This window comes from Alteromonas sp. IB21, from assembly GCF_016405965.1.
Lineage (GTDB): Bacteria > Pseudomonadota > Gammaproteobacteria > Enterobacterales > Alteromonadaceae > Alteromonas.
In genome coordinates this window covers 101,631-120,870 of the sequence record NZ_JAEFCD010000007.1, presented here as the reverse complement: position 1 = coordinate 120,870, position 19,240 = coordinate 101,631, and the positions used below count along the sequence as shown (strand labels likewise).

The 19,240-nt window shown below is 45.5% G+C and carries 15 protein-coding genes; 8 read left to right on the top strand and 7 right to left on the bottom strand.

Features of this window, described 5'->3' with window-relative positions:
- Window positions 1-76 precede the first annotated feature (76 nt).
- The 4 genes from JC525_RS06990 to rnr form a co-directional block, all read right to left on the bottom strand.
- Window positions 77-1,471, bottom strand: coding sequence for a DUF4397 domain-containing protein (locus JC525_RS06990; protein WP_198815185.1), 1,395 nt, complete (start codon window positions 1,469-1,471; stop codon window positions 77-79).
- 279 nt (window positions 1,472-1,750) lie between these two features.
- A complete protein-coding gene (locus JC525_RS06985) occupies window positions 1,751-3,421 on the bottom strand; it encodes a S8 family serine peptidase (protein ID WP_198815184.1) in 1,671 nt (556 codons plus the stop codon).
- A 573-nt stretch (window positions 3,422-3,994) separates the two neighbouring features.
- Window positions 3,995-4,735 (bottom strand): 23S rRNA (guanosine(2251)-2'-O)-methyltransferase RlmB, encoded by a 741-nt coding sequence (rlmB, locus tag JC525_RS06980; RefSeq protein WP_198815183.1) that lies wholly within the window; start codon window positions 4,733-4,735, stop codon window positions 3,995-3,997.
- The gene (rnr, locus tag JC525_RS06975) at window positions 4,736-7,153 is read right to left on the bottom strand and encodes a ribonuclease R (protein WP_198815182.1); all 2,418 of its coding nucleotides are present in this window, start codon (window positions 7,151-7,153) and stop codon (window positions 4,736-4,738) included.
- Between the two features lie 417 nt (window positions 7,154-7,570).
- Between rnr and JC525_RS06970 the strand changes: the two genes are divergently transcribed.
- Entirely contained in the window at window positions 7,571-9,265 is a 1,695-nt protein-coding gene (locus JC525_RS06970; RefSeq protein ID WP_198815181.1) for an alkaline phosphatase D family protein, read from the top strand.
- Window positions 9,266-9,388: 123 nt separating this feature from the next.
- Here the strand turns inward: JC525_RS06970 and JC525_RS06965 are convergent, their stop codons facing one another.
- The gene (locus tag JC525_RS06965; protein WP_198815180.1) at window positions 9,389-11,752 is read right to left on the bottom strand and encodes a TonB-dependent receptor; all 2,364 of its coding nucleotides are present in this window, start codon (window positions 11,750-11,752) and stop codon (window positions 9,389-9,391) included.
- A gap of 291 nt (window positions 11,753-12,043) precedes the next feature.
- Here JC525_RS06965 and JC525_RS06960 point away from each other — a divergent pair, with 291 nt between their 5' ends.
- The 4 genes from JC525_RS06960 (at window position 12,044) to JC525_RS06945 (ending at window position 13,798) form a co-directional block, all read left to right on the top strand.
- Window positions 12,044-12,367, top strand: coding sequence for a type II toxin-antitoxin system RelE/ParE family toxin (locus JC525_RS06960; RefSeq protein WP_198815179.1), 324 nt, complete (start codon window positions 12,044-12,046; stop codon window positions 12,365-12,367).
- Complete coding sequence (locus tag JC525_RS06955) at window positions 12,364-12,657, top strand: helix-turn-helix domain-containing protein (RefSeq protein WP_198815178.1); 294 nt, start codon at window positions 12,364-12,366, stop codon at window positions 12,655-12,657. Before JC525_RS06960 ends, JC525_RS06955 begins: the two co-directional genes overlap by 4 nt.
- 189 nt (window positions 12,658-12,846) lie before the next feature.
- Window positions 12,847-13,128, top strand: coding sequence for a PepSY domain-containing protein (locus JC525_RS06950; protein ID WP_198815177.1), 282 nt, complete (start codon window positions 12,847-12,849; stop codon window positions 13,126-13,128).
- A 100-nt stretch (window positions 13,129-13,228) separates the two neighbouring features.
- A complete protein-coding gene (locus tag JC525_RS06945; protein ID WP_198815176.1) occupies window positions 13,229-13,798 on the top strand; it encodes a cytochrome b/b6 domain-containing protein in 570 nt (189 codons plus the stop codon).
- A gap of 113 nt (window positions 13,799-13,911) precedes the next feature.
- Here JC525_RS06945 and JC525_RS06940 read toward each other — a convergent pair whose 3' ends face one another.
- Both JC525_RS06940 and JC525_RS06935 read right to left on the bottom strand, forming a co-directional pair.
- Entirely contained in the window at window positions 13,912-14,556 is a 645-nt protein-coding gene (locus JC525_RS06940) for a tetratricopeptide repeat protein (RefSeq protein WP_198815175.1), read from the bottom strand.
- 173 nt (window positions 14,557-14,729) lie between these two features.
- Window positions 14,730-14,981 (bottom strand): TIGR02647 family protein, encoded by a 252-nt coding sequence (locus JC525_RS06935; protein ID WP_120963341.1) that lies wholly within the window; start codon window positions 14,979-14,981, stop codon window positions 14,730-14,732.
- 249 nt (window positions 14,982-15,230) lie between these two features.
- On the opposite strand from JC525_RS06935, the gene ubiD reads away from it, so the two are divergent.
- The 3 genes from ubiD to JC525_RS06920 all read left to right on the top strand — a co-directional run bounded on the left by ubiD (window position 15,231) and on the right by JC525_RS06920 (window position 19,099).
- Window positions 15,231-16,697, top strand: coding sequence for a 4-hydroxy-3-polyprenylbenzoate decarboxylase (ubiD, locus tag JC525_RS06930; RefSeq protein WP_198815174.1), 1,467 nt, complete (start codon window positions 15,231-15,233; stop codon window positions 16,695-16,697).
- A gap of 99 nt (window positions 16,698-16,796) precedes the next feature.
- On the top strand, window positions 16,797-17,492 hold the full coding sequence (fre, locus tag JC525_RS06925; protein ID WP_198815173.1) for an NAD(P)H-flavin reductase: 696 nt from the start codon (window positions 16,797-16,799) through the stop codon (window positions 17,490-17,492).
- A 200-nt stretch (window positions 17,493-17,692) separates the two neighbouring features.
- Window positions 17,693-19,099: a M28 family metallopeptidase gene (locus tag JC525_RS06920; RefSeq protein ID WP_198815172.1), complete on the top strand. Its 1,407-nt coding sequence runs from the start codon at window positions 17,693-17,695 to the stop codon at window positions 19,097-19,099.
- The last annotated feature ends 141 nt before the right edge of the window (window positions 19,100-19,240 follow it).

The window sequence follows — 19,240 nt, the reverse complement described above, 5'->3', positions numbered from 1 at the left end:
CTTTTAAACGTAAAAGAGATTTCAATAATTTAAAGTTTCAAACCTTATCAATTAGTCTAATATTGGCACTAACTCATTAATAAAGAATGTTTATTTCATAGCCAGTAGGGGTATCTGCAGGTTCGACCGTCATGATGTAATTTTCTTCTTCGGTAAAACCAAACAGGGCCGTTCTATCAAGCAGCACTTGCTCTTCATTGCCATCTTCGTAGACCGCAATAACTTCATAATAATCAGAGGGCAGAACTTCGCTGGTGCTCTCTGCAAATTCTAGATTTTGTACATCGTATTCTGCAGTGTCGATGGTTTCATCGTTGCGTACTAGATAAAAATCAACATCGTCAAAGTCACTCACAAGGTTGATAAAGTTTACGGTTTTATCGTATGCCTGAGGCAAGCCACTTTCTGCGAATGTTGCAGCCCCAAGTGTTTCGTTGGTGTCGTAAATTAAAATCGCCTTACTTTCACCTTGATTGAGCGTGATAAGTTTGTTGCTTAGCCCAGATACGACACCAGAGGGGTCGGTGACCGTTACGCGGTAATCGCCGTAGCGAATTGCACTGAACTCTGATAATTCACCTGCTGCTAATGTGAAGCTTACGTCTTCTTCGTCGGTATTGCCGCCAAAGGTGACTTGAAGCGGGGTATCAAGGTTGGTTGAGTTGTAGATACGATACTGAGAATCGGCTTCCACATCGGTGAGCGCCGTCACTGTTGAAGAATTTAATATGGTGTCAACAACAAGACCGTCCTGGATTGCACCGCTTACATCACGAAGGGTCATGACATATTCAGTCTCATAGACGAAATCAAGGGTTTGCGACTCGAACACGACTTCATCACTGCCAGGCTCGGTAAGATAAATCGTGTATTCACCTTCATCAAAATAGTCACTGTCGTCATCTTTATCCCAGTATTCAAACTCAAGCATATCTGAGGTTGTTACCGTACCAAGAAAGTTAGCAGCTTCAAATGGGTCACCAGACTCACTCATGTAAAAGTCATAAGATGCACCATCTACTGCTACTGATAGACCGAACAGGCGAAAATGGTCTTCCATTGTTTCGCGAGAATATGAATAAGTAGTAAATACTGGAGAGCTAAAGTCTCCGCTCATCACCACGATAGTTTTGTAGCCGTCTTTAAGATCTACGGTTACAGTATCAATATACACTTCCTGATCGTTAGCATCTGTGCGTATGAACTCGAGCTCTAACTCACCATCCTCCATAGAGAACATTGAGGTTGTGTCACCAAACTGCGCTGAACCAAAGCTGTCACCATCTACTTCGCGCATTTCCACATTCGCACCGTTGGGCGACGCATTGTAAAACTGAAGGTAAGCATAAGAGTAATCTGAGCTAGTGCTGTCTGAGCCACCACACGCAGTTAGCCCCACAAGGGCAACGAATCCTGTTGCCAATGCGCGGAACCAAGTTCCAGTAAGCAAAGATTGAGAGGTCAATTGCATAAATTGAATGTCCTTTAAAATTTTTCTTTTGTTGGATAAATGCCAGTGTTCGAGGGAATCGGCACAGTTGTAGTGCTTTGATGGGCACGCACAATACAGCGATATGGCTGTGTTAGATGAGATTAGTTCTTGGCTTTACGCTATCTTTGCAAAGCTGACATTTCTTTATTAAACCTTGAACGTGTTAGGTAAAAAAACAGAAGGCAAATGACCGTTTAGATGAACGAAAAAAGCCTGCAAAAGCAGGCTTGAACGTTGTTTTTAGGGAGACCGAAGCCGTTACTCGTAAGAGTACGAAAGGGTTACACCACTGTAAGAAGAATAGGCACGGATACCGATATGCCATGTTCCGGATGCTGGCGCATCAAAGGTGCATACTTCGTTGTTACCGCTTTGATAAGGGCGGCAATCGAAACTATTGGTCTCTGGTTGAGAGCCAAATTTCACGTAAAGGTCTGCATCGCCAGAACCACCAGCGGTTTGAATTGTCATTCGCGTGACGCCTTCTGGAATAGTCCATGTGTAACGATCCCAGTTTCTGCGTGTTCCAGACAGGTTAGTTAGCTGGCCTGACACTGGCTCTACGCCTGGCTCGGCACCGCCACCCCCGCCAGTACCACCTCCGGCACAACCGTTAGTATTAAGATAGCTATAAGCGTCAGCAAGCTGCATTAAACCGTAACCATAAAAATTGTCGCGACCTGCGCTACCTTTATCTTCTGCGGTAGCATTAAGTGCACTTCTAATTTCATTGTTTGTACACTGCGGGAAATAGCTCCACACCAACGCTGCACCGCCAGCAACATGCGGTGTAGCCATTGAAGTACCGCTAAGTGCTGCGTACGTATTGGTTGGGTAGGTCGATTGCACCGCACTGCCCGGCGCCGCGATTTCTACTTGATCGTTGTATTGACTGTAACTTGCGCGATTTTCATTTGAGTCTACCGCCGCTACCGACATAACCGAATCGTATGACGCTGGATAAGACTTTGCACTGTTTCCGTCGTTACCTGCCGCCGCGACTAACAGCATGCCTGCATCGGTGAAGCTTTGCATAGCGTTGCGCTCAGTAGTAGAAGAACTGCCGCCACCTAAGCTCATGTTAACCACATTTGAGCCTGCTTCCTGACACTGAGTGATGGCATCGATAAGATCTGACGCATAGGTCCACTGGCCGTTATCGTTAAAGATTTTAACGATGTGCATGTTAACACCCGGGTATACACCAACCACACCTTCATTGTTATCGTATGCCGCAATCGTTCCCGCTACGTGAGTACCGTGCCCGTTGCCGTCGTTATACCAGTTACCTACTGCACTGTTGTTTGCCTGACCTGTTACACCATCGTTTGTGCCCGGTAAATCCGGATGGCCCAGGTTATAACCTGTGTCGATGATACATACTTTACGAGCAGTAGTGTCTGACTGTCCAAACTGGTTGGCCTGTACCATGGTGTAGCCGTAAGGAGTTGTTTGCGCCATTGGCTTACGACGTACGTCAACCTCAATACTTTCTACGTTAGGATTGTTGCGAAGCTTGTTTAGTGCAGACTTGCTCATAGTGGCCGCAACCATTTTGTGCTTTTTGAGCTCTTTTTTAATTGCACCGCCAGCTTTAATTACTTCAGATTTAGCAGACGCGATATCGAAAGGTTTTTTACCTTTTGACTTAGCAATTGTGCTTTGCCCTTTACCAGTTAATGCATTTACCTCAACCGTTTCACTGGTCATCTCATCTTTAAATTTGACGATATAGCGCTGTTGCTCCGCCGTTACTAAACGGTCGACAGTCAAGCGTTTACCTAGTGCTTGTTTTACGGTTTGTGGTTTCTCTTTGACTTTTACCAAGCCTTCGCCGGCAGCCATTGCAGAATTACCCATTAAGCCAAGTGATACAGCTAGTGCAGCTGCGGTTAGACATGTGTGTTTCTTATTAAACTTTGAGTTCAAAATTTATTTCCTGTTTTATCTGTCTTATTAACTTCAGCACTTTTTTGTCCGGTGCTTTTGAAGCTATTTGTTATTAAATGACATACAGGTATAACCATTACCTCATACGAAAAGCTCATCCATGACAACCGACGCAACTGCGTTGCAACGACCTACCCGTTTGTCAGGTATGCAAATAAGCGATTAGATAAGCTTATTCACAGAGCTCATATTAAGCGGCTAATCAAAGAGTTGAGTATGTTACCTCAACCTTGGTGAGTATTTTTCATACCTTTGAACATGGAGTAAAAACACGCATCTCTTTTCAAAGCCACGTAAGTCATACGTTGCGAGCAAATCTATATTAGGAATGAAATTCTATAATTAACATTTATTTTACAATTTGAAATGTAACAAAATATTAAAAACTACTCAGCAAGCCTAAAAACTATACCTTTCGCGTTAGGTGAGTGATTTTTTTATTGAAAAAAGCAGAAACAAAAAAGGCGCGCAAAAACTCGTTCTGCGCGCCTTCCAAATATTTTTTTAAATGCTCTTGCGCTTTACTATCGGCACAACCGCATTCATGTAGCCCTACAAACTGCGCTGCCTGACTATCTCGTATAAACAAATACCAGTAGCCACCGACACGTTCAAACTCGTTACGCTACCAGCCATGGGTAACTTAACCAGTTCATCACAGGTTTCTTTTGTAAGTCGACGCATACCTTTGCCTTCGGCGCCCATTACCAGTGCGGTGGGGCCTTTCAGATCGACATCATAAAGGGTTTTGTCGGTCTCACCTGCTGTGCCTATAATCCACAGGCCCTTATCTTGAAGATGCTTTAACGTTCTAGCCAAGTTTGTGATTTGAATGAGGGGCACGACTTCCGCTGCACCACAGGCCACTTTTCTCACCGTACCGTTCAGGCTTGCTGAATTATCTTTGGGTACCACAACCGCGTGTACACCTGCGCCATCCGCGGTACGCAAACAAGCGCCTAGGTTATGTGGGTCAGTGATACCATCTAATACGAGAATAAGCGGCTGCGCCTCGTTTGCCAGAATCTTATCTAAGTCGGCTTCATCTAGTACACGGGCAGGCTTCGCCTTTGCCACGACACCTTGGTGCTGTTCGCCATTCACTTTATCGTCTAGCGCTTTGCGTTGACTAAATTGAACCGAAATGCCAAAACGTCGTGCTTGGTTAACAATGTTGGTTAAGCGCTCATCGTTACGCCCTTTTAGCACCCACACTTCCATTACACGCTCTGGCTCTTTTTCAAGTACCGACTGCATAGCATGTAACCCGTATAACCATTCTTGCTGCGCCATTTAACGCTTACCTCTATTATTCAATGACAATGTTTTGCCGCTGCTACCGCCTTTTGCGCCACCGCAACTTGACGACTTTCCACCGCTACGACTAGACGGGTTTGACCCGCCTTTACCCTTGCTGCCTTTCTTGTCAGAGCGCGAGCCTTTGTCAGAGCGAGACTTATTATCAAAGCGAGTAGGTTTATCAGCAGCTTTTTTCGCTGATTTCACTTTGACCTTCTTGCCTTTTGCGGAGCGCAGCATAGACTTATCGAGCAATAAATCAATCTTTCTTTCATCAAGATTAACCGCAGCTACCGTGACTTCTACGGTGTCACCTAACCTGAACTGGCCATGGCCCGACTCGCCTACTAAGGCCTGTTTTACTTCGTCGTAATGATAGTAGTCGTCATCGAGTGACGTAATGTGCACTAACCCGTCGATATGATATTCCGTTAAGCGAACGAATAAGCCGAAGTTTGTCACCGAGCTCACCACACCTTCAAAGGTATCGCCTACGTGATCGAGCATAAACTCACACTTGAGCCAGTCTGCCACATCGCGGGTTGCATCATCGGCACGGCGTTCGGTCATAGAACACTGCTCGCCGAGCTGTTCAATTTCTTCTACCGTGTAGTTTTTAGCACCGCTTACCGCCTTTTTACCTTTCTGCTTAGCGATAATGCCTTTTAACGCGCGATGCACCACTAAATCAGGGTAGCGACGAATAGGTGAGGTAAAGTGAGCATAAGCGTCGAGGGCCAAACCAAAGTGCCCGACGTTTTCACCGTCGTAAACCGCTTGTTTCATAGAGCGCAGCAGCATGGTTTGTATAAGCTCTTCGTCTACCCGACCGCGCGTTTTTAGCACAACATCGGTAAACGCTGCTGGCTCTGCATCTTCAACAATGCGATGAGGAATGCCTATTTCACTCAAATAGCTAGTGAATGCCGTTAGCCTGTCAGCATCGGGCTTATCGTGAACACGATAAAGCGCGGGCGCTTCGTGCTTTTCTAGCGTTAAGGCCGCACTCACGTTGGCCATGATCATGCATTCTTCAATCAGCTTGTGTGCGTCGTTACGCACCAAGGGCACGATATTTTCAATTTTGCGCTGTGCATTGAACACGAATTTCACTTCTTGGGTTTCAAATTCAATGGCACCACGTTTAGCGCGGGCTTTTTTGAGTGCGCGGTATAAATCGTGCAGGTTACGAAGGTGAGGCACATGGGGTTCATAGCGCTGATGCAGCTCTTTATCACCTTGAAGAATACCCCATACCTTATTATAGGTAAGACGGGCATGAGAGTTCATCACTGCTTCATAGAACTGAAACTCTTCCAGATTACCCTGGGCGCTGATGGTCATTTCACACACCATACAAAGCCGGTCAACTTCTGGGTTTAATGAGCACAGCCCGTTCGACAAGACCTCTGGCAACATAGGAATAACTTGGTCGGGGAAATAAACTGAGTTTCCGCGCTGTTGCGCTTCATCATCAAGGGCGGTGCCATTGCGTACATAGTAACTCACATCAGCAATGGCCACCCAAAGCTGCCAGCCACCGTCATCAAGTGGCTCGCAATATACTGCGTCATCAAAATCGCGGGCGTCTTCACCATCAATAGTAACAAGAGGAAGCTGGCGTAAATCGATACGCCCTTCTTTGGCTTCATCTGGCACTTGATCGGTGAGTTTTTCCACCTGCTTGGTTACGCCGTTTGGCCACTGATGCGGAATATCAAAAGTGCGAAGGGCCATTTCGATTTCCATACCTGGTGCCATGTGCTCACCAAGTACTTCAACAATTTTTCCGACGGGGTTCATTTTGCGACGAGGGCGCTGGGTAAGTTCTACCACCACCACCTGCCCCATGCGGGCACCCTGTGTACTTTCGGGCGGAATGACAATTTCGTGCTGAAGGCGGCTGTCATCTGGCACAACCATGCCAAAACCTTGCTCTACAAAGTAACGGCCAACAATGGGTTCGCTACGAGGTTCTAAGACTTGTGTAATAAAGGCTTCTTTTCTACCGCGACGGTCGGTACCGCTCACTCGCGCCTCTACAACATCATCGTGAAGGAACAAATTCATTTGCCCAGCACTTATGAATAAGTCACCACTTTTATCTTCCGGACGCAGAAAGCCAAAACCATCTCTGTGGCCGATAATACGGCCTTTAATTATTTCATCACGGTTTTGAAGTATGTATTTCTTCTGCTTGGTGAACTGTACTTGCCCCTCGCGCTCCATAGCACGTAGGCGGCGCTGTATACCTATTCGCGCTTCTTCGTCGAACGCGTTCACCAAGTTACAGATATCAAGAAACGACAACGGATTGTCGTGTTCTTTTAATAAACTCATTAAATATTCCCGGCTGGCCACCGGATTGTCGTACTTCTCTTTCTCGCGCTGATAATGCGGATCGTCACTCATGTATTTATAAATTACCTTTTATTTTGTTTACTCAGTAAGCCTTAACCTGCCGCTGACGGGCTTTGCTCTGCTAGTTAATATTCAAACAACTCGTCGTCTGACATCTCAACTAACTTGCTCCTAACACTTACTTTATTTGTTCAATACTTTCTTATTGTGGTACGCCTTAAAAAATACGTACAAGAAATTTTGATTCATAGATTGTTAGACACACTTACCAAATTTGGTTCATGTGGTTATTTGCTGCACAGTATAACAGTATTTACGGTAAAACATTGGGAGTAATTAAGGAATCTGTGCCTGACATCTCGATGTCACAAACGATCAGTATAAAAATGGGTTTTCATTTTTGTTGCATGAATGTTCAACAAAAAATACATCACTATTTACCCTACCAACCTTATAAAGAGCAGGCATATGGATAGAAGAACGTTTATTAGGCTGTCGTCATTCGCGGGCGCGAGCGTGGCAGTATCTACTGGGCTAGCGGGCTGTACAGTTAGCACGTCAGCAAACAGCCAGCCTCAAACTAAAGCGGATTTTACCCACGGCGTGGCCAGTGGCGACCCGTTAAAAGATGCAGTGATCATTTGGACTCGCGCGGTTCCTACATCAAGCTCGGCTTTAGTTAAAGCCGATATTTTGTGGGAAATGGCAAGCGATGCAGCATTTACCGACGTGGTAAGTAGCGGAATCGTTGAGGCTAAAGCGACACATGACTTTACCGTAAAAGTAGATGTAAAAGGTCTTCAGCCTGCTAGCAAATACTTTTATCGCTTCAAAAGTGCGAATAATGTGAGCCCTGTTGGCGAAACTCGTACATTGCCGAAAGCAGACGTTTCTATGGTCACATTCGGCGTATTTTCTTGCTCTAACTACCCTGCCGGCTTTTTCACGCCCTATATGGAAGCCGCCAAAGATGACAACATGGATTATGTGCTGCATTTGGGCGACTACATATATGAGTACGATGGAAAAGGCTATGCCACCGAACACGCCAAAGAGATTGGCAGAACCTATGCGCCAGATAACGATACCGAGCTTTATACGCTAACCGACTACCGAAACCGCTACGCGTTGTATCGCACCGACGAAGGGTTGCTTGCGCTGCATCAAAACAAGCCTTTTATTGTGGTTTGGGACGATCACGAAATTACTAACGACACTTACAAAGACGGTGCGGAAAATCACCAAGCAGACGAAGGTGATTTTTATGAACGTCGCGCTGCGGCAGTGCAAGCCTATTATGAGTGGCTGCCTATTCGCCCGCCATTTGGCACTGAACGTTTAGAAATCTACCGCCAGTTTACCTTCGGCAATCTGCTTGATTTATATATGCTTGATACTCGCGTTTTAGCCCGGGATAAGCAGCTTGAATACGGCAACTATCGCGACGCTGAAACTAAAGCTTTTGACCAAGCAGGCTTCATGAAAGATATCAGTAATCCTAATCGCGGTCTTTTAGGTGAAACCCAGCGCAATTGGCTACATACCTCTATGAAGCAAAGCCAGGCTAAATGGCAAGTGCTGGGGCAACAGCTATTAATTGGCCGCATGCTATTCCCTGTGTCTATTTTTAACGGCGTTGAACGTAAAGATATTCCTGCACACGTACACAAGCTGGCGAATATTAAGCGTAAGCAAATGCAAGGCGATACGCTAAGTGAACAAGAGCTTGCCCTTATTAATACGGTAATGCCATATAATTTAGACGCGTGGGATGGCTACCCCGTTGAACGGGAGCACGTGCTTATGCAGCTTAAATCTATCGGCAAGCCAGTTATTGCCCTTGCAGGTGACACTCATAACGCGTGGCATAATAAATTAACGCTTAAAGACGGTACGGAAGTGGGTGTTGAGCTTGCTACCCCGGGTGTAACATCGCCAGGCATGGAGCATTATCTAGGCATGGATGATAACGCAGCAGAAACCCTAGCCGACGACCTTCCGCTTCTTATTGAAGACTTGCAATACTGTAATCTTCATCAGCGCGGTTTTATGACACTAACCATTAGCGAAAATAGTGCAAAAGCCACGTGGCACTACGTTGATGCTATTTTGACGAAGACTGGGAAAGTGGTTAACACGCATAGTTTTGAGCTTAACTCGTAACTCTTTCGGCCATGGTTAACGTGTATAGGCTAGAGTCTATACACGTTTCTCTTTAAAGGTGGCCAACGCAGGGAGCTAAGTGCGGTGGTAGTTGGTGGGAAGAGGCCCTATTCCCATCGACTCTTAGAACTCGTAATAAAGACGCACACCGGCAATGCGTGGCATGCCGCGAACAAAGGTCGGAATACCTAAACCACCACCTGTGTTACCCGCATCAATGAGAAATTCTTTATCAAACAGATTGTTCACGTAAAACTCGTAGGCAAACTTGCTGTTGTCTTGAAGCAGTTTTACCGACACATCAGTGAGTGAGTAGGTATCTTGAGAAAGACCAGGGTAATTGCTGCTTTCAAAGAACACTTCAGACTGGAAACTGGTGAGCCAGTTAACATCAACGTCGAAGTTATTCATGTTGAACACCTTATTGATGTTAATTGCACCGCTTACCTCAGGTGCTAAACGGAACTTGTTACCGCCGTATTCAAATGGCGAACCATCAGCGGTGTCGTTGGCAAATTCTGCATCTAAGAAACCTAAGCTTGCAGTTAGTGTTAGTGTTTCGCTGTAGTTGTACGTCGCCATACCTTCTATGCCCGACATGGTCGAATCGCCTACCGTCACGGTAATTGATTGAAGGGTTTCAGGGTCGGTAAAGCTTTGCTGATAGTCACTGTACTCATAGGTAAAGATAGCTCCCGAGAACAAGAAGTTGGCGCTTTGATATTTAACACCTAAGTCGTAGCTATCTACGATCTCTGCATTGGTGACGTTCACACCACCTGCGTTAGCATCCACAACCGGCGAACGGCGGCCTCGGGCGTAGTTTACATACAAGTTCAAGTTATTATTAAGGTCATAGCTTACAGCGAAGCGCGGCAGGGTATCGTCAAAGTCGCGCTCGGCATCGAAGGTAAAAGCGCCGTCTGCGGTAGTAAAGGTATTACGGGTATAGCGGGTTTCATCAATGTAGCGTACACCGGCGATTACATTGATATCGTCGGTAACAAAGTAAGATACTTCGGCGACATAAGAGGCAATGTCTAGCTCGGCTTCAAATATGAACGGCCCTTGTATGAAGATAGGCGGTAGCGCAGGGTTGGAAATAGGAGAGCCATCGGCGTTAAATAGCTGTGATACCAGCATAGCGCGCAGTGCTTCAATGTCTTCTAGCGACGCGTCGGTCGCGATATTTTGATTAAGTGGAATGTTTGAAGTGGCCTCAAGCTGTGCTTTTACGGCATCAAACGTACCGCGTACAAACGGGTCTACCATTACATAGTATGGCAAAATCGAATCGTCTTGGGTGATGGACGCGCCAACGAATGCAGCTAGTTTATCACCCGAGTCATACACTAAACGCATAGACGCGCCTTGAAGCGTGGCGTCGTTATCAAAGTAAGCATCTTGAATACGCAAAGCAGAACCGTCAGCGTCAAACCCTTCGCTTACCTCTACATCTTTATAGTAAGCGTCGGCGTGCAAACTTAGCATTTGGTTGAAGTCGTAGTTAACGGTTAAGTCATAGGCTTGAAGGGTACGCTCAATGCCAAGCTCACCACCTAAACTAAACTCTGCTGCGGTAAATGGGCTGGTGTCTCCGCCGTTAGGCGCGATAGACCCAGATTTAAACGCAATACCCGGCTGGTCATTATATTCCATTGCTGCTCGCGCAATTACCTCAAGCTGATCGTAATTCGCTCGCCAGGTTGCGCGAAGTGCTTGCACCGATACACCTTGAAGATCTTCACTATTGCACGGTACCTCTTCGCCTAGGTGGTTATACATGTTTGCATTACCGTAGTAAGAATCTGCGCTACAGGCATTGTTTTCTACAATGCCGTCCATTTCACGGTAAAGCCCAGCTATACGAAAACTGTGGTTGTCGTTAATAGGCTGGTTATACATAAACTCAAGTTCTTGGCCTTGCTCTGAGTTATAGCCAACCTGCACTTTGCCTTCTTGTTCGAAGGTCGGTAGGTTTGAGTGAATGCTTACCGCACCGTTTGCAGCCGCCACACCGAAAAGCGTCGGCTGAGGGCCTTTTAACACTTCAACGCGAGCAATATCGTAAAGCGCGACACTGGCTACGGTTTTCTTGCTGATATCAAAGCCATCTTGATATACCGAGATGCGAGGCGTCGCCGATACTGATGACACATCGTCGGTTACACCGCGAATGTTGAACGACGGTAAGCTTACCGCTTGCTCTTGAATTTGAACGTTTGGCAATATACGAGAAAGCTCATCAAGTTCCATGATATTGGTGCGCTCTAAGAACTCGCTACCAATGACATCCATGGTCACTGGCACATCCATGACAGACTGCTCGCGCATTTGCGCGGTTACCGTAATCTCTTCTATATAATCATTCTCGTTTGCTGTATCAGGCGCTACTTCTTGTGCCATTGCCGCGCTTGATAGTGCTAAAGCAATGGTTGTCGCTAGCAAAGTGCGTGGGTAAACAGATCGTGGGTACAGAGGACGCATCAAATCATTCCTTTCTTGTGCTTATTGGGTATTTTGTGTTTTTTATAAGCATTTCGCCGACAGATTGGCGACATTGCTTATTATTTGTGAATACAGAAGCACATGAATGTAGAGCCCGTTTGAGACGGTTCGATGAACCATACATGACAAGTTGGAGGCAATTTTGTGACAGCTACTTCTTGCCTCGCTCTATACCAAAATTCAGTTGTTACGCAGTAACGGGTTATATAAATTTTGTTGAATTAATGCGCAACGAAAGTTATCATTTATGACAACTCGATTAGAATTATAATGGAATGGAAAGTCGAATTTTATAAGGACGTAGACGAGCAAGTATTGACTATGCCACCAGGAATACAGGCACGCTTCATAAGATTACTCGAGCTTATGGAAAAACATGGACCGAATTTAGGTGCCCCGCACACTCAGCCTTTAAGTCACGGATTATTCGAATTGAGAGCGAAAGCAAAAGAAGGGATTGGCAGGGGGATATTTTGTTATGACAGCCGGCGAAAAGTACATGTTTTATATGCTTTCGTAAAAAAGTCTCAAAAAACACCAAAAGAAATACTGCGAATAGCTAAACTGAGAATGAAAGAGGTGACCTCGCTATGACTTTACAAAACTTAAAGCAAGAAGCATTTAAAAATCCAGAAGTAAAAAAAGAATATGATCGCCTCGAAAGCGAGTTCATACTTATCGAGCAGCTGATATCTATGAGGAAAGAGGCAGGGCTAACTCAGGAGCAACTTGCGCAAAAAATGCAAACACACAAGAGTAATATTAGCCGATTGGAAAAAGAGAATAGCAACCCTAGTTGGAAGACTTTACTCAAATATGCAAGTGTCTGTGGGTTCGAACTCTCGCTTACCCTTCATAAAAAGGAAAGTCACTTCTCGCGCTAACGATAGTTCTTTACTGCTCTACTTTTTATCACTATATCGTGAAGGCTTTATTTATCGACAATAAGAAAATCTAAGCCGCGATAAATGACATAGCAAAAAACGCCACTTTGAATCATAGAGCAAACTAAGTACACTCAATCCACGTAGGACAGAAATAACTTTTAACTAAAAAGCGAAATGGAGACTGCAATGAAAAAACTAATGACGGTAACAGCGATTAGCGCGGCGGCGTTATTAAGCGCGTGTAGTGCTGAGCACGGCACTACGCAATGTACTACTGCACCGGAAGCTGAATGGCAAAACCAAGATGCGTTTCAGGCGCAACTGCTAGCGCAAGGCTACAAAATTAACGAGTTTAAAGTAACAGACGGCAACTGCTACGAAATCTATGGCTTTGATAAAGAAGAAAACAAAGTAGAAATTTACTTCAACCCTGTAGATGGCAGCATTGTTAAAGAAGAAAAACACTAAGTTTTTAATAAACGACAAACATATCGTTTTCTTTAATGCTTGATAAAAACGCTGCAGGGATACTGCAGCGTTTTTTGTTTTAAACAGAGTAAGCCATATTATGAGTACAACAAAAGACACGCCTTCAGATATTTATGTTTGGGATTGGGTTGTGCGCGTTTGTCACTGGGGTATTGTTGCTGCTTTTATTACCAACTACTTTATTGTAGAGCCGGGCCGGCTTTATCATGAAATAGCGGGTTATATTGCACTAGCACTCATAATCTCGCGCGTTGTGTGGGGGTTTTACTCAAACAAATCCGGCACGTACAAAAGCGAAAACACTTCATACGCCAGTTTTTCAAACATATCGTTAGATAAGCAAACCTTTTTAGACCATGTTCAACACTTAAAACAAAGGCAAATTCCAACTAGCCATGGCCACAACCCTTTCGGCTGGCTTATGGTATTTGCCGTAATAGCTCTTATGCTGGGATTAGGTATTACTGGTTTTATGATGGAAGAGATAGATGCCATGTTCGGCAACAGTACGCTGGAATGGGCACACAGTATTATGGCCGATGTGCTTTATGCCTGCGTTTTGGTGCATATTGCTGCAGTGTTGTTAGTACAGTATGTAGGGAATGTTCAGCTGATTCGCCCCATGCTTACCGGGTGGCGAAAACGATAGTGCATAAAGCCTTCATACCGTGATTAGTGGTTGCTCAGTATTTTCCGTGGGTTCACAAAAGCTATGCACAAACTTTTAATTAAATACCTAAAAGTTTAGCGTGAGTGACAGGTCTAACTATCCATCGGGCGTTTAGCTTGGCGAACCGCTTTCGGGTGCATTAGCTTTTCCAAGCGCACTAAATAAGATGAAATTTGTTGATGCTGTTTTTTATCGTTTGTAACCGAGTTATACAGCCAATGATACGCATCTTCGTAATCGTAAGGGCTACCGTAGCCTTCTAAAAACAACTCAACCAATCGAATTTGCGCTTTTAGATTTTTAAGTGCAGCTGCTTCGCGTAAATACACCACGGCGCGAGACTTATCTTGTTGTACTAACGTGCCTTTTGCATAATATCGCCCAAGCTGTTCAAGGGCTGCGGGCAAACCTTGGTTGGCAGCATCTTCCATATAACCTATGCCCCGCGACGGCGCTGCGTCAACGCACACGCCCCATGCCAGCATATCGCCCCATAGGAACTGATAAGCGGGGATCTTAAGAACATCGGCGCGCGCTTCAATGTCTTGCACAAGCTGGCACCTGTCTTCCACTACTTTATCTAAATGCGTATTGGCGTTTATCATATCGATGAGTGCGTCTTGACTGTATAGCTGGACAGCGCGCAGCTCTTCAATAGTTTCACCTTCAAGCGCATAAGCAGATAAACCTGTCGCTGAGGTGCAAATGAATAAAGAGGTCAATAAAAAACGTTTCATAGCAAAAGTGTATTTGTTGAATGCAGTGCCTTAGTTAAGCTATCGGCTTATAATGGATTATCTTAACTAAGACATGCCTTTCTTTACAAAATTCTGTGTAGGTCACTTAGTAATAAACACTTTCATAGGGCGTTAGGCTTTTCAAGAAGAACCTTTTGCCTTATCTAAAACCTCTAATGGCTGCTTTTTCTAGGGCATAACGCTGATTGGATATGACGGGCGTGATCGGCAAGATCGATACCTAAATCGGTGAGATAACCGCCATCGGGTTGGGTGATCAACCCTTTTGAATACAGCCTTGATGCTGCGTTGACCATTGTTTGACTAGCGTCGTGATGAATTTTAAGGCCCTGGAGTAGACTGTCTGCAGGGAACTTAAGCAGTAAGTTTAATTCGTCTAGCATGTCCTGATCGAATGAGCTCATGTAACCACCTTAGGCAAAAGGTAGGCCTGTTTATCAGAAAATGTATTTGTTTCGTACAGTTTAGACAGACAGAACCTAGGTTTGTTAAATGTTTTAACGTTTTCTTATATCACACAGAAAGAGTGCCTCTGTAAAGGTTATTTTGTCTGTAAAAGGTTTAATCACAGATTAGCAGCGCTTACTGATCGGACTTTAATGCTAAATAGTATATTCTTGCCATAAATTACATTCGTGGATACACCTGCACTGATGAAATACAAAGATTTACGTGACTTCATTCGCCAATTAGAAGCCAAGGGCCAACTAGTTCGCATTAGCCAGCCTATAGATACCGACTTAGAAATGACGGAAATCGCAGACCGTACCTTGCGTGCCGGTGGCCCTGCCCTGCTATTTGAAAACCCCAAAAATCACGACATGCCTGTACTGGCCAACTTGTTTGGTACACCTGAGCGTGTCGCTTTGGGCATGGGGCAAGACTCGGTTGAAGCCCTTCGTGAAGTCGGTAAGCTTTTGGCTTACTTGAAAGAGCCAGAGCCGCCGAAAGGTCTGAAAGATCTTTGGGAAAAACTGCCGGTATTTAAGCAAGTGCTAAACATGCCTGCCAAAGTTCTAAAAAAAGCGCCGTGTCAGGAAGTGGTGTTAACGGGTGATGATGTAGATTTATCAAAAATACCTGTGCAGCGCTGTTGGCCCGGTGATGCCGCACCTTTGGTCACGTGGGGATTGAGCGTAACCAAAGGACCGCACAAGAAACGTCAGAATTTGGGAATTTACCGTCAGCAAGTTATCGGTAAAAACAAACTCATAATGCGCTGGTTATCACACCGCGGTGGCGCCCTTGATTTTCGCGAGTGGTGTCAAACCCACCCGGGCGAACCCTACCCTGTATCTGTCGCCCTTGGCGCCGACCCTGCTACCATATTAGGTGCGGTTACCCCTGTGCCCGACACCTTATCTGAATATGCTTTTGCCGGCTTACTTCGCGGTGATAAAACCGAAGTGGTTAAGTCTATCAGTAACGATTTGCAGGTACCTGCCAGCGCAGAGATTGTGCTTGAAGGCTATATTGCGCAAGACGAAACCGCACCGGAAGGCCCTTACGGCGATCACACCGGGTATTATAATGAAGTGGATGACTTCCCCGTGTTTACCGTTACCCATATTACCCACCGTAAAGACCCTATTTATCATTCAACCTATACCGGTCGTCCGCCAGACGAGCCAGCTATTTTAGGGGTGGCACTAAACGAAGTGTTTGTGCCTATTTTGCAAAAGCAGTTCCCTGAAATAGTGGATTTCTACTTACCACCTGAAGGCTGTTCCTATCGCATGGCGGTGGTTACTATGAAGAAACAGTATCCTGGACATGCGAAACGGGTGATGATGGGGGTATGGTCGTTCTTGCGTCAGTTCATGTACACCAAATTTGTGATAGTGTGCGATGACGACGTTAACGCGCGTGACTGGAACGATGTTATTTGGGCCATTACTACCCGTATGGACCCCGCCCGCGATACGGTAATGATAGAAAATACGCCAATCGATTATTTAGATTTTGCATCGCCTGTTTCGGGGCTCGGCTCGAAAATGGGAATGGATGCCACCAACAAAATGCCTGGCGAGACCGACCGCGAATGGGGCGTACCGATCGTGATGGACGAAGACGTAAAAAAACGGGTTGATGATATTTGGGACAGTCTTGGTATTATGTAGCGACTATTTTATGCGCTATTTATTTTGTGTTAAAGCGTGCGCTTTTCCTAAAGCGCATGCAAAGGCGACACGCTAAGCAAGAAGGTTAGAAGAGAATACATGTCAGAAATTAAGTGTAAGGTTGCAAGCATCACGCCTTTAACCGAAGTGGTACAAAAAGTTGAATTAACGCCAGAAAGCCCTGTTGAATTTAAGGCAGGTCAGTACGCTATGGTGGTAATGGGCGAAAAAGATATGCGCCCATTCTCTATTGCTAACGCCGCGTTTGATAACAACCGCATAGAACTGCATATTGGTGCAGAGCTTGGCAATAGCTATGCGGGCGAAGTGCTAGAGCGTATGCGCGCTGATGGCGAAGTCACAGTAAATGTGGGTAATGGCAATGCCTTTTTGCAAAGCAACGGCCTGCCTATGGTGCTTATTGCTGGCGGTACAGGCTTCTCGTATACCTATTCAATTCTGCAAGAGCAGCTGAATAGCGGCGACAAAACGCCAGTTACCCTTTATTGGGGTGGAAAGCACGCATCGGACTTGTATTTAGCCGATAAGCTAACTGCACTAGCTGAAGCTAACGAGCACTTCACGTTTGTGCCAGTTGTTGAGTTTGCTTGCGACGAATGGAAAGGCAGAACCGGTTGGGTGCATCACGCGGTGATGGCTGACCACGCTGACTTCTCGAACGTTCAGGTATACGTTGCCGGCCGTTTTGAAATGGCGAAGGTCGTGCGCGATGACTTTACTCAGCGCGGTTTGAAAGTAGAGAACCTGTTTGGCGACGCGTTTGCGTTTATCTAAACACTCATGCAATGCTGATATTCTATAAGCCGGCAGACGCCGGCTTTTTTTGTCTTTTAGCGCTCGTCTTAATCCCCCATTTATGCTTACTTAACGTTTATTATCTATTGCTTGCGATAACCAACCATTATACGCGTTTACTCCAATTGTAGCTTTGTCACGTATTCGTTATGGTGAAAAGATAAACACTGGAGAGAATAATGATAAAAAACCAATCCCCACAGTCTAAGATAAGAACTAAAGCCACAAATCTTCTGGCATCTACCGCATTGTTAAGTAGCGCTGTTTCTTTCATAGTTCACGCCCAAACCGAACAGCAACAAGGGCTTTACGATATAGCCAAAAACGTCTCTGCCGAAAACATTGAACAAGACATTACCAAATTAGTTAACTTTGGTACTCGCCACACCCTTTCTGAAACCGAATCTGACACCCGCGGCATTGGTGCAGCGCGACGCTGGATAAAATCTGAGTTTGATAAAATTTCCGCCGCGTGCGGTGGCTGTTTAGAGGTGTATTATCAGTCAGAGGTAATCAGCAGTGAAAAGCGTATTCCGGACCCAGTTGAAGTGGTAAGCGTCATTGCTATTCAGCGCGGTACGACCGATCCAGATCGCTACGTGATCATGTCTGGCGATATCGACTCGCGGGTGTCTGATGTAATGGACTTCACGTCTGACTCACCGGGAGCAAATGACAATGCTTCTGGTGTTGCGGGTACCCTTGAAGCTGCACGGGTTTTATCAAAATATAAGTTTAACGGCAGCATTGTTTATGCTGCGCTAGCCGGCGAAGAACAAGGTTTATTTGGCGGGCGCATTATGGCGAAGCAAGCTAAAGAAGACGGCTGGCGAATTAAAGCCGTGCTAAATAACGACATGATTGGCAATATCGAAGGCGTTAACGGTGTTATTAACAACACCACTGCCCGTATTTTTGCTGAAGGCACTCGCGTAACTGAAACAGAAAAAGAAGCGCGCATGCGTCGCTTCACGGGTGGCGAAGTTGACTCGCCAAGCCGTAACCTTGCCCGCTACATTGATAAAATTGCCGATAAGTATATTGAGAACTTAGATACCATGGTGATTTATCGCTTAGACCGATTTGGTCGTGGCGGCCACCATCGTCCGTTTAACGATTTGGGTTATCCGGGTATTCGCATTATGGAAACCAACGAAAACTACACCCGGCAGCACCAGGATCTGCGCGTTGAAGACGGTATTGCCTACGGCGACACACTTGACGGCGTGAACTTCGATTATGCAGCCAAACTCACGGGGCTAAATGCAGTATCGCTTGCGGCCATGGCATGGGCACCAAACCCACCCGCAAATGTGGAAATTGCTGGCGCTGTGCAGCCTTCTACTACCCTTAAATGGGATGCGTTAGATACCGAACAAAACCCGCAGTTAAAAGGGTATAAAATATACTGGCGTCATACTGATGCACCAAATTGGGAATACAGCAAATACGTGGGCAACGTAACAGAAGCGACGCTTGAGAATGTGGTTATAGACAACTACTTCTTTGGTGTTGCCAGCGTTAACAACGATGACATAGAGAGTGTAGTGGTCTATCCAGGTCCCGCTGGTAGTTTCGGCGAGTAGACCTGATATTGTTAGCCCCATACTCATTCGGTTGGGGCTACCCGGTTTTTGAATAGTTAAACGCTAACTTAACGTACTACTAAACTCACATACTAAGTGAGCGGCACAATATGCAATACATTGATGTCGCTTACATTTTGT